The sequence below is a fragment of the Streptomyces katrae genome (assembly GCF_000966975.1).
GTDB lineage: Bacteria > Actinomycetota > Actinomycetes > Streptomycetales > Streptomycetaceae > Streptomyces > Streptomyces katrae.
The window spans coordinates 1-629 of record NZ_JZWV01001746.1 but is presented as its reverse complement, the minus strand read 5'-3'; the positions used below and the strand labels follow the sequence as shown (position 1 = coordinate 629).

General features: G+C 78.2%; 1 protein-coding gene. It reads right to left on the bottom strand.

What is annotated here, in order from left to right:
* Window positions 1-629 (bottom strand): ketoacyl-synthetase C-terminal extension domain-containing protein (locus VR44_RS40425; RefSeq protein ID WP_045952692.1); only part of this gene is annotated, 629 nt, incomplete at both ends.

Sequence of the window (629 nt, the reverse complement as noted above, 5' to 3'; positions counted from 1 at the left end):
CGGCGGCGAAGGCGGGGAAGGTTTCGTACAGTTCGCGTCCCATGCCGGGCCGCTGGCTGCCCTGCCCGGTGAACAGCACCGCCGGCCGTCCCCGCCCGGTCGTGTGACCGGAGACGACGGCCGGGTCCGGCTCGCCCGAGGCCAGCGCCGTCAGTCCGCGGACCAGCGTCTCGCGGTCCCGGGCCACGACCGCCCCGCGGTGCTCCAGCTCGGCCCGGCGGGTCAGCGCGTGCGCCACCTCGCCCGGGCCCAGATCGGCCCGGGCCTCCAGGAACGACAGCAGCCGCCCGGCCTGCGCCCGCAGCGCCTCGGCGGAACGCCCCGACAGCACCACCGGGACCGGCCCCGAGACCGGCTCGCCGCCGGGCGCGGGGAGGGGCTCGGGTGCGGCCTCCAGGATCACGTGGGCGTTCGTGCCGCTCGCCCCGAAGGAGGAGACCCCCGCGCGGCGGGCCCGGCCGGTCTCCGGCCACGGCTGCTCCCGCGTCAGCAGCTCCACCGCTCCCGCCGACCAGTCGATGCCGGAGGAGGGCACGTCGGCGTGCAGCGTGCGCGGCAGGACGCCGTGGTGCATCGCCTGCACCATCTTGATCACACCGCCGACGCCCGCCGCGGCCTGCGCGTGCCCG